Annotated in this window: 11 protein-coding genes; 6 read left to right on the forward strand and 5 right to left on the reverse strand. The window is 72.1% G+C overall.

The features are described 5' to 3' along the window. Positions 1-13: 13 nt before the first annotated feature. The 6 genes from ABFX46_RS29230 (at position 14) to wecB (ending at position 7,756) form a co-directional block, all read left to right on the forward strand. A complete protein-coding gene (locus ABFX46_RS29230) occupies positions 14-1,114 on the forward strand; it encodes an acyltransferase family protein (protein WP_346047046.1) in 1,101 nt (366 codons plus the stop codon). Between the two features lie 241 nt (positions 1,115-1,355). Then, a complete protein-coding gene (locus tag ABFX46_RS29235; protein WP_346047048.1) occupies positions 1,356-2,771 on the forward strand; it encodes an SDR family NAD(P)-dependent oxidoreductase in 1,416 nt (471 codons plus the stop codon). A 104-nt stretch (positions 2,772-2,875) separates the two neighbouring features. After that, the gene (locus tag ABFX46_RS29240; RefSeq protein WP_346047050.1) at positions 2,876-4,684 is read left to right on the forward strand and encodes a CDP-glycerol glycerophosphotransferase family protein; all 1,809 of its coding nucleotides are present in this window, start codon (positions 2,876-2,878) and stop codon (positions 4,682-4,684) included. A gap of 37 nt (positions 4,685-4,721) precedes the next feature. Next, positions 4,722-5,918, forward strand: a complete 1,197-nt coding sequence (locus ABFX46_RS29245) for a glycosyltransferase family 2 protein (protein WP_346047052.1) — start codon at positions 4,722-4,724, stop codon at positions 5,916-5,918. A gap of 120 nt (positions 5,919-6,038) precedes the next feature. After that, a complete protein-coding gene (locus ABFX46_RS29250; RefSeq protein ID WP_346047054.1) occupies positions 6,039-6,662 on the forward strand; it encodes an acyltransferase in 624 nt (207 codons plus the stop codon). Continuing rightward, on the forward strand, positions 6,659-7,756 hold the full coding sequence (wecB, locus tag ABFX46_RS29255) for a non-hydrolyzing UDP-N-acetylglucosamine 2-epimerase (RefSeq protein WP_346047056.1): 1,098 nt from the start codon (positions 6,659-6,661) through the stop codon (positions 7,754-7,756). The genes ABFX46_RS29250 and wecB overlap by 4 nt, the downstream gene beginning before the upstream one ends. 15 nt (positions 7,757-7,771) lie before the next feature. On the opposite strand, the gene ABFX46_RS29260 is transcribed toward wecB, so the two are convergent. Genes ABFX46_RS29260 through ABFX46_RS29280 form a run of 5 tightly spaced genes read right to left on the reverse strand, consistent with a single transcriptional unit; the run spans position 7,772 to position 13,074 of the window. Continuing rightward, positions 7,772-8,326 carry a hypothetical protein gene (locus ABFX46_RS29260; RefSeq protein WP_346047058.1) on the reverse strand — a complete coding sequence of 185 codons (555 nt, stop codon included), beginning with the start codon at positions 8,324-8,326 and terminating at the stop codon, positions 7,772-7,774. A 20-nt stretch (positions 8,327-8,346) separates the two neighbouring features. Then, positions 8,347-9,750 (reverse strand): glycosyltransferase, encoded by a 1,404-nt coding sequence (locus tag ABFX46_RS29265; RefSeq protein WP_346047060.1) that lies wholly within the window; start codon positions 9,748-9,750, stop codon positions 8,347-8,349. 5 nt (positions 9,751-9,755) lie between these two features. Further along, on the reverse strand, positions 9,756-10,295 hold the full coding sequence (locus ABFX46_RS29270) for a hypothetical protein (RefSeq protein WP_346047062.1): 540 nt from the start codon (positions 10,293-10,295) through the stop codon (positions 9,756-9,758). After that, a complete protein-coding gene (locus tag ABFX46_RS29275) occupies positions 10,292-11,512 on the reverse strand; it encodes a glycosyltransferase (protein WP_346047168.1) in 1,221 nt (406 codons plus the stop codon). The genes ABFX46_RS29270 and ABFX46_RS29275 overlap by 4 nt, the downstream gene beginning before the upstream one ends. Next, positions 11,512-13,074: a glycosyltransferase family 4 protein gene (locus ABFX46_RS29280; RefSeq protein WP_346047064.1), complete on the reverse strand. Its 1,563-nt coding sequence runs from the start codon at positions 13,072-13,074 to the stop codon at positions 11,512-11,514. Before ABFX46_RS29280 ends, ABFX46_RS29275 begins: the two co-directional genes overlap by 1 nt. Between the last annotated feature and the right edge of the window lie 5 nt (positions 13,075-13,079).

Genomic DNA, 13,079 nt, shown 5'->3' on the forward strand with positions numbered 1-13,079 from the left:
CAGAGTTCACTTCATGACACAGACACCTGAGGCGTCGGTCGTGGCCGAGGCGACGGTGGAACGATCCGCCGCCCGCCCGCCGGAGACGCATCGGACGCCGACCGCCGCCGCTCCCCCGAGCACCGCCCCGAAGAAGCGCGACCCGCACCTGGACAACGCCAAGTTCCTGGCGATCCTGCTCGTCGCCGGGGGGCACAGCCTGTCCGGGCTGCGCGACGTCCCGCTGGCCGCGGCGATCTGGAACTTCATCTACATGTTCCACATGCCGGTGTTCGTCATGGTCAGCGGCTACCTGTCCAAGCGGTTCACGCTGACCGACGACAAGGTCTCCCGGCTGGTCGGCTCGACGCTCGTGCCGTACCTGATCTTCCAGTGCGCCTACAGCCTGTTCGCCTGGGGGGTCGACGGACGCAAGTTCCAGTTCGACGTGCTGGACCCCTACTACCTGACCTGGTTCCTGATCGCGCTGTTCGTGTGGCGGCTGCTCACCCCGGTGTGCCGGCGGCTCAGGTACCCGGTGGCGACGGTCGTGCTCGTCAGCCTGCTCGTCTATATGACGGACATCGGCAGCACGCTCGACGTCTACCGGATCCTCGGGCTGCTGCCGTTCTACGTCATCGGGCTCACGCTGTCGCCGGAGGTGCTGCAGATCGTCCGGCGGCCGGCCGCGCGGATCGCGGGCGCCGCCGTCCTCGCCGCCGGCTTCGGTGTCGCGTTCGTCACCCACGACCACATGAACGCGCGCTGGCTGAACTGGGACGTCTCGAACGCCGACCTCGGCGTGGACGAGCTGACCGGCACGCTGATGCGGATGGCGCTGCTGCTCACCGCGACGGTGCTGCTCCTCGCGTTCCTCGCCGTCGTCCCGTCCCGGCACACCTGGTACAGCGACCTCGGCGCCGCGACGATCTACGGCTACCTGCTGCACGGGTTCGTCACCCGGCTCTTCACCTTCGAGGGCTGGCACAAGCTCGCCTGGTTCGACACGGTGCCGGGCATCCTGTCGGCGCTGCTCGCGGGCTTCATCGTCGTCACCCTGCTGAGCACCGCGCCGGTGCGCGCGATGACCCGCTGGGCGGTCGAGCCCAACCTCAAACCGCTGTTCGGCCGGTGACGGACCGGCGGGTACGCCCGCCCGGCGGCGGCCGGGTTACGGCGGGTCGGCAGATCGCTGAATTCGCCACAAAATCCGACAGACCAGGTACAGTAAGGCGGCAGTTCTCCCCGGCGGATCATCTGACCCTGCGATCGCGGCGCCGCCCGCTCGCCCTCGACACCCCACGGGTCACCGCAGCATGTACGGTCACGGCGGCCGGTCCGGCCGCCCTCAAGATCAAAGGACGGTCGCATTGGTCATGGCCCCGCATGGCGAACATCGCGTCGTCGCCGTCATCCTGGCGGGTGGCAGCGGGCAGCGCATGGGGCTCAGCACGCCCAAGCAGCTTCTGAAGATCGCCGGGAAGACGATCCTCGAGCACACGCTCGGCGTCTTCGAGGCCGCGCCCGAAGTCGACGAGATCATCGTCCTGATGAACCCCGGCTTCCTCCAGGACGCGGCCGAGTGCGTGAAGAAGGCGGGCTGCACGAAGGTCACGGCCGTGCTCCCCGGCGGGACGTCCAGGAACGCGACGACGCAGCTCGCGCTCGACGCCCTCGCCGACCACCCCGCCGAGACGACCAGCGTGCTGTTCCACGACGCGGTGCGGCCGCTGCTCTCGCAGCGCATCATCCGCGACTGCGTGACCGCCCTCCGCGAGCACCGGGCCGTGGACGTCGCCATCCCGTCCGCCGACACGATCATCCAGGTCGACGAGGACGTCATCGTCGACGTGCCGCGCCGCGCGAACCTGCGCCGCGGGCAGACCCCGCAGGGCTTCCGGCTCGCCACCATCCGCGCCGCCTACGAGAACGCCTGGCGGGACGAGAACTTCGAGGCCACCGACGACTGCACGGTCGTGCTCCGCTACCAGCCGGACACGCCGATCTACGTCGTCCCCGGTGACGAGCACAACATGAAGGTCACCGAGCCCGTCGACATGTTCGTCGCGGACAAGCTGTTCCAGCTCGCGTCCTCCGACGCCCCCGACCTCACCGAGGAGCAGTACGCCGAGGCCCTCGCCGGCAAGACGGTGGTCGTGTTCGGCGCCAGCCAGGGCATCGGCGCCGCCATCGCCGAGATCGCCCAGGGGTTCGGCGCCCGCGTCTTCGGCCACAGCCGCGGCACCACCCGCACCCACGTGGAGCGGCCCGACGACGTCGCCGCCGCGCTCGCGCAGGCGTACTCGGCGACCGGGCGCGTCGACTTCGTCGTCAACACCGCGGGCGTGCTGCGCATCGGCCGGCTCGACGCGATCGACCCGGACGCGATCGAGGAGGCGCTGCGGGTCAACTACCTCGCGCCGATCCACATAGCGCGCGCGTCGTTCCCGTACCTCGCCAAGACCGGCGGGCAGCTGCTGCTCTACACCTCCAGCTCCTACACCCGGGGCCGCGCGGACTACAGCCTGTACTCGTCGGCGAAGGCGGCCACGGTCAACCTCACGCAGGCCCTCGCGGACGAGTGGTCCGGCGACGGGGTGCGGATCAACTGCATCAACCCCGAGCGGACCAGCACCCCGATGCGCACCGCCGCGTTCGGCCAGGAGCCCCCGCACACCCTGCTCAGCGCCGACCAGGTCGCGCGGACGTCGCTGAACGTCCTGCTGTCCGACCTGACCGGGCAGGTCATCGACGTGCGCCGCGAGGACCCGCTGAGCCGCCGCTCCGGCTGACGCGCAACTCCCCGGCGCCCGCCCCAGGCCCCGCGGGCGCCGGTGACCCTCCCCCATCCCCTCGTCGCCCCCCAAGGGCCCTGCCGACCAGACGGAGGTGTGCCGTGCGACGTCTCGTCCGCCGGTCCCGGAAACTCATGCGGTACTCGTCGGTGCTGCTGCTCCCCGGCTCGCTCGCGCTGCTGCTCGCGGCGGCCGCGGCCGGCGCGCCCGGCTGGTTCCTCGCCGCCGCCGCGCTCTGCTACGCGGCCGAGCCGGCCGTCGAGCGGCTGATGCCGGACGCGGCCAGGCCGCTGCGCTGGGGCCAGCTCGGCGCCGGCGCCCGGGTGCTGGTCCGGCAGGGGGCGTTCGTGCTGCTGCTCGTCCGGGCCGGCGACGTCGACTCCGCGGTGGTCTGGACGGCGGCCCTCGGCTTCCTCGCGCTCGACTGGATCCGCGCCGCGGTGCTCGCGGGCTCGGTCGCCGCGCGGCGCATCAACCGGGTGCCCTACCTCACCCGCAACCTCGGCAAGGGCGAACCGGCGTCCCCCGCCGAGTGCCCCGCCTGGCAGTCGCGCCTGGTCGCCGTCCTGGAGAACTACGCCGACCTGCTCCCGCTGCTGGCCGGCACCGTCGGCCTCCTCGCCGGCCTCCCGGCGCTGCTGGCCGCCGGGCTCCTCGCCACCGCCCTCGTCGCGGCGGTCGCCCAGGCCGGGCAGTCGGCCCGGCTGCGCCGGATGCGCGCGCTCCTCAACGGCAACCGCGTGGGGCGCGACGTGCAGCGCCGCGTGAACGGCTACAAGCCCGAGGTCGTCCTGTACTTCACCGGGCCCGCCACCACCGTGTACCAGGCCAACATGTGGCTGAGCGCCCTGGAGCAGCTCGACCGCAAGGCCATGGTCCTCGTCCGCTCCCCCGAGGTCGTCGCGGCGATCGCGCCCACCACGCTCCCGATCGTGTGCATCAGCAAGGCCGAGGACGTCATGAACTTCGACCTCCCCACGGTGAAGGTCGCGCTCTACCCCGGCAACACCGGCAAGAACCTGCACCTGCTCCGCGAGGAGCACATCAAGCACGTGTTCGTCGGGCACGGCGACAGCGACAAGGGCCCGAGCTCCAACCCGGTCAGCAAGATCTTCGACGAGGTCTGGGTCGCCGGCCCGGCCGGCCGCGACCGGTACCACAACTCCGACGCCGGAGTCCGCGACGAGGCCATCGTCGAGGTCGGCCGCCCGCAGCTCGGCGAGATCACCACCGAGCCGTCCGGCGGGCCGGTGCCGACCGTCCTGTACGCCCCCACCTGGGAGGGCTGGGACAACGAGCACGGCTACAGCTCGCTGCTCGGCATGGGCGAGAAGATCGTCCGGACCCTGCTGGAGCAGGGCGACCGGCTCCGCGTGATCTACCGCCCGCACCCCTACACGGGCCGCCGGCTCCCGGTGGCGGCCGCGGCGCACAACCGGCTGATCAAGATGATCGAGGACGCGAACCGGACCGGCGGCGGCGCCCACCAGGTGGTCACCGGCGCGGACGCCTCCCTCTACGAGTGCTTCAACCGGTCCGACATGCTGATCACCGACATCTCCAGCGTGATCTCCGACTACATCCCGAGCCTGAAGCCGTACGTGGTGACCAACCCCGAGGGCATGGACGAGGCGGTGTTCCGGGCGGAGTTCCCGTCCGCGTCCGCCGCGTACCTGCTCGGCCCGGACTGCGCCGAGCTGCCCGACATCCTCGCCGTCGCCGCGACGCCCGGCCAGGACCCGCTGGCCGGCGAGCGCCGCACGCTCCGCGACTACCTGCTCGGCCCCGAGCACCCGGACGCGATGACCCGCTTCGCCGCCGCCGTCGACGCGCTCGCCGAGGCCGGCCCCCGCGCGACGATGTACGCGAACTCGGGAAGGACGATCCGGACGGCCCACGAACCCGCATAGAGTTGGTCCTCATCTGCAGCTCGACGGTAGAGGGGCCATGCCGCAACTCCTGGTCAGCGTGATCATCCCGGTCTTCGACTGCCGGGACACGGTGAGCGAGGCGCTCGAATCGGTCTTCACCCAGACCATGCCCGCCGAGCGGATCGAGACCATCGTCGTGGACGACGGCTCGACCGACGGCAGCGCCGAACTGCTGGACGAACTGGCCCGCGCCCACGACCGGCTGACAGTGCTCCACCAGCCGAACTCGGGCGGCGCGGGCGCCCCGCGCAACCGGGGCCTGGAGCGGGCGTCCGGGAAGTACGTCTTCTTCCTGGACGCCGACGACCGGCTCGGCCCCGAGGCCCTCGAACGCATGGTCGCGATGGCCGAGCGCAACGGCACCGACATCGTCCTCGGCAAGCAGCTCGGCCTCGGCGGCCGCAAGACCCCCAAGGTGTTCGGCGAGAACGTCGAGCGCACCCACGTGCTCGAACCCGGCTCCGAGCTGTTCCGGCGCATGTCGATGGCGGCGCTGCAGCTGTTCCGCCGCTCCCTGATCGAGGACGCGGGGCTGCGCTTCACCGAGGGCGTCCTGTCGCACGAAGACCAGCTGTTCACCGCCGGCGCCCACCTGCGCGCCCGCGCCGTGTCCATCCTGGCCGACTACGACTGCTACCACTGGATGGCCCGCTCGGACGGGACGAGCAGCACCCAGCTCGGCGGCGCCCACGCGTCCGACGTCTACGCGATCACCGCCCGCGCGATGGACCAGGCCGCGGAGTACGCCGAACCGGGCGAGATCCGCGACCAACTGCACCGGCGCTACCTCGACCAGGAGGTGTTCGGACGGCTGGAACGCCTGTACCTGGACGCCCCCGACGACGAACGCGAGATCACGTACACCGCCTGCCGTGAGCTCCTGGACGAATGGCTCAGCCCGGGACTGGCACGGCAACTCGATCCGCTCCGCCGTAGGGTCGCCCACTGCGTGCTCAACGACCTCGCCGACGAACTCGAAGCCGTTCTCCGCTTTCACCGCGATGCCGGGCCCCCGCGCCTCCGGTCGCAGGATGGACGGTGCTTTCTGAGGGCTCCGTACTTCCGGGACGCGACGATCGGCATCCCGGACGACGGCCACCGGATTCGGACGACACCGCGGGCCCGCTCCCGCCGCTCCGGCCGTCCTTGTGCCGGGCCCGGTGCCGGCCGCGGGCGTCATGCTCCGGCACTCCCGCGGAGATCGACGGGGTGAACGAGCCCGTCGGGCGCGCCTTCCGCGACGGCCTCCGGCGGCGACGGCCGCGGAAGCCGGGATAATGCTCGCGCCGCACCGGAACCGCCAGGCTCACCGCCCCCGCCAGGAAGGCAACGAATGACGCACCGCATCCTCCCCAGCGCCCAGGTGGACCCCTCCGCCGAACTCGGCGACGGGACGACCGTGTGGGACCTCGCCCAGATCCGCGAGGACGCCCGGCTCGGCTCCGGCTGCATCGTCGGGCGGGGGGCCTACGTCGGCTCCGGGGTGCAGATCGGCGACAACGTCAAGCTGCAGAACCACGCCCTCGTCTACGAGCCCGCCGTGCTGGAGGACGGCGTGTTCGTCGGGCCCGCCGTCGTCCTCACCAACGACCGCGCGCCCCGCTCGGTATCCCCCGACGGGACGCTGAAGCGCGCCTCCGACTGGGAGGCCGTCGGCGTCCACGTCGCCGAGGGCGCGTCCCTCGGCGCCCGCAGCGTGTGCGTCGCACCGGTGCGCGTCGGCCGCTGGGCGATGGTCGCGGCGGGCGCGGTTGTGACCCGCGACGTCCCCGACTTCGCACTGGTCGCCGGCGTCCCCGCCCGCCGGATCGGCTGGGTGGGACGGGCCGGCGTCCGGCTGGCCGAGCGGCCGGACCGGCCCGGCACCTGGGAGTGCCCGCAGACCGGCGAAGTCTATGTCGAGGCGCCCGCCGGGGACGGCCCGGAACTGACGCCCCTCGTTGAGAAGGAAGCATGAATCTCAAGATCCTCAGCATCGTCGGCGCGCGCCCGCAGTTGGTGAAGCTCGCGCCGATCGCCGCCGCGCTCACCGCGGAGGGCCACCGGCACGTCATCGTCCACACCGGTCAGCACTACGACGCCGACCTGTCCGACGTGTTCTTCACCGGGCTCGGCATCCCCGACCCGGACGTCCATCTGGGCGTCGGGTCCGGCAGCCACGGAGTGCAGACCGGTGCCGTCATGGCGGCGCTGGACCCCGTCCTGGAGGCCGAGCGTCCCGACTGGGTGCTCGTCTACGGCGACACCAACTCGACGCTGGCGGGCGCCGTGTCGGCCGTCAAGCAGCACCTTCCCGTGGCGCACCTGGAGGCGGGTCTCCGCTCGTTCAACCGGCGCATGCCCGAGGAGCACAACCGGGTCCTCACCGACCACGCCGCCGACCTGCTGCTCGCCCCGACCGACGAGGCGATGCGGCACCTGGCCGCCGAGGGTCTGGCGGATCGGGCGGTCCGCACCGGGGACGTGATGGTCGACGTGTGCCTGCGGGTCCGCGACGGTGTCCTGGCCGACGGGAGCACCCCGCCGGCCCTGCCCGAGGGCATCGACCCCGCCGAGCCGTACCTCGTGGCGACGCTGCACCGCGCGGAGAACACCGACGACGCGGACCGGCTCGCGATGCTCGTCGACGCGCTCGCCTGCCTGCCCGTGCAGGTCGCGCTGCTCGCGCATCCCCGGCTGCTGTCCCGCGCCGAGACGCACGGAATCAAGCTGGAGCGCGGCGCCGTCCGCGCCGGCCGCCCGCTGCCCTACGCGGGCATGGTCGCGGCCGTCCTCGGCTCGCAGGGCGTGGTCACCGACTCCGGCGGCCTGCAGAAGGAGGCGTTCCTCCTCGCCCGTCCCTGCACGACCCTGCGGACGGAGACCGAGTGGCCGGAGACGCTGGAGAACGGCTGGAACGAACTCATCGCCGATCCCGGCGCGCTCGGCGAGGCCCGGTGGACGGCGATCGCGACGCGTCCGGCGCCGGACGCCGCGCGCGGCACCCCGTACGGTGACGGCCGCGCCGCCGAGGCCGTCGCGGCGATCCTCGCCGAACGCGCCCGCCGCTGACCGCGCCGGGACCGGTCACACCTCGGGTTCGAGGGTTTTGAGCTGCCGCGTCGTCACGGTGAGGTCCGCGTGGCGGCGCGCCAGCCGGTACCCGAGCGGCACCGACACGTCGTCCATCACGATGACCCGCTTGACCTGGGCCATGTCGATGTCGCGCAGGACGCGCCGGCGCGCGATGCGGGCCAGCAGCAGCGGCCGGACATGCCGGTAGAAGGGCAGGAACAGCCGCCGGTGGACGGCGCCCGACACGCGGCGCTGCAGGCCGTCCACGATCGCGCCGGCACGGCCGAGCCTCCGCAGCGGCCACAGCAGGGCGCGCGGCGCCCGGCTCACGACCGTGTGCTCCAGCCAGGGCAGCGGGTGCCTGGCCTCGGCCCGCTCGAGCCGGTGCAGCCGCGCCCGCTCGTCCAGCCTGCCCCAGCCCCGCGCCTCGGCGGTCACCACGTCGACCAGCGCGCCCTCCTCGTCCAGGAAGTGGGCGGCGAGCCCGGCGACCCTCTTGTAGCCGCGCTTGTGGCTCCTCGGGTCCATGGCGAGGATCAGCACCCGGGGGGACGCCTGGTCGTTCACGTCACTCGCTCCCAGTGGGGTCATCGGGCGGCCAGTTCGGTCAGCCGCCGCACCAGCGGCTCCAGCGACACGCTGCGCTCGAAGCGCTGCGCGTAGGCGCGCGCAGCGTCGATCTGCCGCTGGTCGAGCCCGGCCGCGGCCTTCGCGGCGGCCACCATCGAGCCGGCGATGGCCCGCGGCTCCAGTCCGTCCGGGTTGAACCACAGCGGGTAGTCCCGCAGGACCTCCTCGGCCGCCGACCCGGGCGCGTGGACCGACACGATCGGGCGTCCGGCCGCCATGTACTCGAAGATCTTGCCCGAGGTGACGTAGCGGGCGCCTCCGGCGAGGAACACGAGGACGTCGGAGTCCCGGTAGACCTCGTGCAGCTCCGTCTTCGACGCCGGGCCGCGATACCGCACGCCCGGTGCGAGCTCCTGCTCGTCCGCCTCCGGCCCCGCGTCCTCTCGCGCGCCGGCCTCCGGCCCGTCGCCGTCCTCCTTCTCCTGCACGGCCGCGATCCTCTTGCGGAGCTTGCTGTCGGCTCCCCTGAAGAACCCCATGTACCCGTGCAGGTCCAGGACCGCGCCGGACAGATCCGGGTGCTCGCGGGCACGGTCGAACCCGTCGATCATCGCTTCGATGGGCTGCTTGCCGGTGAGCGTGCCGACATAGGAGAAGCGGGGGCGGCGTTCCTCCCGCCCGTCCAGGATCTTCGCGGGCGGCTCGACCGTGCTGGGGAGCGTGTCGGAGTCCCAGCCGTTCGGGACGACCAGCATCCGGTCCGCCACCCTGGGATAGCGCTCGGCGTGCCAGCCCCGCAGCGCCTCGTTCACGAAAACGACGTTGGCCGCCGACTTCAGCACCCGCTTCTCCCAGGCGTAGGCCGGGTGCCCGTCCTCGAACGCGGGCTCCTCGTTGAAGAGGTCGAGGGTCCAGGCGTCGCGGTTGTCGAGGATGTAGGGGGTGCGGGTCAGCTTGTGGAACAGCCACGCCGCCGCGAACGAGGCGAACGGGTTCCCCGTCGCCAGCACGACGTCGAACCTGCGGCGCATGTGCATGCGCAGCGCCTTGCGGACGCTCGCCCGTGCCCAGGACGCGTAGTTCTCGGGAAAGACGTGCCGCTGCCCCCAGTCGTACGCCGAGCGGGCCAGTTCGGGGAACGTCCCGCGAAATCTGCTGTAGCCGCGGAGGTTCTTCTCCCAGGCGAACAGGTTCAGGTACGGCCGCTCCACGGCCACCCGCGGATCGACGGAGTCCAGCAGCTTCTCGTCGAACGAGCCGATGGCGTCGCGCAGGAACGGCAGCGGCGCGGCGAAGACCGTGACGTCCCAGCCCCGCTCGACCAAGAGGTTCGCGGTCGCCCGCGGCCGGTAGACGCCGCTGGCCCGCGACGGAGGGAAGTAGAAGGCGAGGTAAAGCAGGCGTGGACGGCGTTCGGCCATGGTCATCATCCTTTGACGCGGTCGGCCGGAGGCTGCACGTGGGCCGCGGTGTAGGCGAGCGTCGCGCCCGAGCCGACGAACACGTCGCGCAGTTCGGACGCGGTGACCATCGACTCCGCGTCACCGACGACGACGAAGTCGATCGATCGTCGGCCCACGAGTTCGCGGTGGGCGACGCTCCGGCGGACCTTCGCGGGATTCCGCTGGTAGAAGCCCGCCAGCCGGCGGTGGATCGGACGGGTGACGCGGCGCCGGTAGAAGGACTGCAGGCGCGCCCCGAACCCGCGCAGGGGGCCGCGCAGGCAGACGCGCATCAGGAACAGGGGAATCCGGTCCAGCAGCAGCCGGATCAGGGCGGGCCGGTGGCCGCGCAGCAGGCGGCCCCATTCGACCAGGTCGGCCCCTTCGGGCAGCGGATGCTTCCGCCACTTGCCCGGCTTGCCGACGAGCACGGTCGCGGATCCGCCCGCGGCGATCACGTGTTCGGCCTCAGCGACGATCACCTTCTGGCGCGAGCCGCCCAGGGCGAGGAAAAGGACGTTCACTTATCCCGTTCTCCGTTCGCGTCCGTCTCCGGGAACCAGTACCGGTAGTGGGCCTCGGCCACGGCGCGGTACCCGAACCGGGCCTCCAGCACCCGTCTGGCCTCGGTCAGGTCGAGGTCGTAGGGGAACCGCTCGCGCAGCCGGCGATACCCCTCGATGATCGACTCCGCGTCCTCCCTGACCTCGATCATCTCCCCGACGGCGCTCTCGATGCCGGCCAGGGTGCGCTCGGGTCCGCCGCAGCGGGTGACGAGCAGCGGCATGCCCGCCGCCACCGCCTCGATGATCGACACGCCGAACGTCTCCCAGCGCGCGGCGTGGACGAGGAGGTCGTGCTCGCGCATGAGCCGGGTGGACTCGTCGGGAGGAACCGGGGCCATGAACGTCACCGCGTCCTCGACCTGGAGTTCGGCGGCCCGCTGCGCGAGCTCGGCGCCCAGCTTGCCTTCGCCGACCATCGTCAGCGTCAGCTCCGGGTCCTCGGCATGGCACTTGGCGAACGCCTCCAGCAGCCAGCCGACGCCCTTGCGCTCGATGAAGCTCCCCACGTACAGCCAGCGGCGCAGCTCGGTGACCGGCCGGGCCCGGGTCCGCTCGAAGGAGATCGGGTTGGAGATCACCTCGATCTTGTGCGCGAACGCCGGGAACGCCTCCACCAGCTGCTCCCGGAGCGCGTCCGTCACCGCGAAGAACCCCGTGCAGCGGTCCAGAACCCGCTCGTACAGTTCGCGCGAGTCCTCCTGGGCGAGGACCTCGTGAAGGTAGGAGGCATGTTCGGTGACGAAGACGCGCGCGTCCGGGCGGGCGTTCTCCAGCGCGGGCCAGCCGCCCCGCAGCCCGACGTGCGCGTGGACCACCGGTGCCGGGATCGGCTCGCCGTTCAACGCCCAGCCCAGCCCCCTCGCGTGCTCGACGGCCTGGGACGCGAACGTGCGCCCGCGCATGAGGATCGGGACGCGCAGCTGCGTCGCGCCCGCGACCGTCGGGGCGCGGTGGAGGGCCTCCGGCATGAGACGGCGGTGCGCATCCTCGGCCGCGCTGTCGTCCTCCGCCGCTCGCAGCCTCCAGCCGTCGGTGTGGTAGAGGGTGACCTCACGGCATCCCGGTGCGGTCGCCTCGACCATCGCCTGGACGAACGCCCCGGAGTACTTGTGATTCGGGGAGGGATACCAGGGCGTGAGGACGGCCACATCCCTGTCGTCGGCTTTCTTCATCATCACCTCTGCGCACTTTCGGAGACCGGCTTCGCGGCGGCGGGCAGCAGTTCCGTGTAGACACCGTCCAGGATCTCGGCCTGCGCCTCCCAGCTCCACGCGCGGAGCAGGTCCGGCCGGTCGTCGTACACGGCGCGGTACCGCTTCGGGTCGTCCAGCACGGCCTCGACGGCCCGCACGTACTCGTCCTCGTCCTCGGCCCGGAACACCTCGCCCTGCCCGGTGTCCCGCACCACCTCGCTCATCGCCTTGACGTCGCTGACCACGATCGGCAGCCGCGCGTGCGAGTACTCGAAGAACTTGGTGATCAGTGCGATCTCGTGGTTCGGCCAGTGGTGGATCGGGATGACGCCGAGGTCGGCGGCCGAGAGGAACGGAACGACCTGGTCGAAGGGAACATAAGGCAGGATGTGCACCCGGTCGCGGACCCCGAGTTCGTCGGCGCGGGCGAGCAGGCGCTTCACCTCGTCGCCGCCGGGCCTCGGGACGATCAGGGCGACGTGCAGCGCGGGCAGCCGCGGCAGCGTCTCGATCATGATGATCAGGCCGCGGTGCTGGGGGGCGCCGCCGCTGTACACGGCGACCGGCGTGTCCGCATCGACGCCGCACAGTTCCCGCAGGTCCGGGACGGGGTCGTCCGTGGACGGCTCGCCCTCCATGATCGGGGCGTTGAGGACGACGGCGGGTTTGTGCCGGAGGCCGTGATGCTCGACGAGCATGTCGGCGAGAGGCTGCGAGACGGTCACCACGGCATCGGCCGCGCCGGCGTACTCGCGCTCGTGCGCGCACACCGCGGGGTGCCAGCGCGGCTCGTCGTGCCACGGACGGATGCCCGGCAGGAACTCGTGCGCGTCCCACACGAGCTTCACCTCCCGCCCCTTGGCGCGTGCCCGCCACACGGCGCGCGCGCCGACGCCGAGCATCCGGAAGTCGTTGGCATGGATGATGTCCGGCTGGAGCTTGTCGACGGCTCCCCGGTAGGCGCTGTCCCAGTCCCACAGACCGCGGTCGAGGACGCGCCAGGCCCGGTCGCCGAGCAGCTTCTGCCAGAACGCGATGGTGAACCGCTCCACCGGGGAGTTCCGGTCCATCCGGGCCTTGGCCAGGGAGTCCGTCTGCCGCCCCCGCACGGCGATCCAGCGCTGCTGGATCTTCGCCGCAACACGCCGCGCCGTCAGCCACGCCGTCCGCGCCGGACCGCCGAAGCCGGGCGCGAGGCGGCTCGCGGCGATGTCGGCCCGCCGGGTCTGGATGAGCCGCCGCCGGTACGCCGCGACCTCGGGATGCGGGTAGGCGAGCGGGCGCCGGACCGCGGCGCGCACCACGCTGTACCTCGAACCGGTACGCCGGACCGGCTGCGGCACGAGCAGCACGTGCGCCCCGCCGAGCATCCAGCGCTTCTTCTTGCGGCCCGGAACGCACCCGACGAGGTGCACCTCCCACCCCGCGGCGGCGATGGACGCCGCCGCCTTCTGCACCCGAGAATCGCCGCGGACGCCGTTGTCGACCAGCATGACGATCCGGCCGCGCGACTCCGGGGGGTCACTCCCAGCTTCGGTCTGCATCCGGT

This window comes from Actinomadura chokoriensis, from assembly GCF_039529475.1.
GTDB lineage: Bacteria > Actinomycetota > Actinomycetes > Streptosporangiales > Streptosporangiaceae > Spirillospora > Spirillospora bangladeshensis.

Excerpts from the sequence above, each read along its gene's own strand:
- ABFX46_RS29230 (WP_346047046.1), top strand. The coding sequence starts at position 14 with ATGACACAGACACCTGAGGCGTCGGTCGTGGCCGAGGCGACGGTGGAA.
- ABFX46_RS29235 (WP_346047048.1), top strand. The coding sequence starts at position 1,356 with ATGGCCCCGCATGGCGAACATCGCGTCGTCGCCGTCATCCTGGCGGGT.
- ABFX46_RS29245 (WP_346047052.1), top strand. The coding sequence starts at position 4,722 with ATGCCGCAACTCCTGGTCAGCGTGATCATCCCGGTCTTCGACTGCCGG.
- ABFX46_RS29250 (WP_346047054.1), top strand. The coding sequence starts at position 6,039 with ATGACGCACCGCATCCTCCCCAGCGCCCAGGTGGACCCCTCCGCCGAA.
- wecB (WP_346047056.1), top strand. The coding sequence starts at position 6,659 with ATGAATCTCAAGATCCTCAGCATCGTCGGCGCGCGCCCGCAGTTGGTG.
- ABFX46_RS29265 (WP_346047060.1), bottom strand. The coding sequence starts at position 9,750 with ATGGCCGAACGCCGTCCACGCCTGCTTTACCTCGCCTTCTACTTCCCT.
- ABFX46_RS29275 (WP_346047168.1), bottom strand. The coding sequence starts at position 11,512 with ATGATGAAGAAAGCCGACGACAGGGATGTGGCCGTCCTCACGCCCTGG.
- ABFX46_RS29280 (WP_346047064.1), bottom strand. The coding sequence starts at position 13,074 with ATGCAGACCGAAGCTGGGAGTGACCCCCCGGAGTCGCGCGGCCGGATC.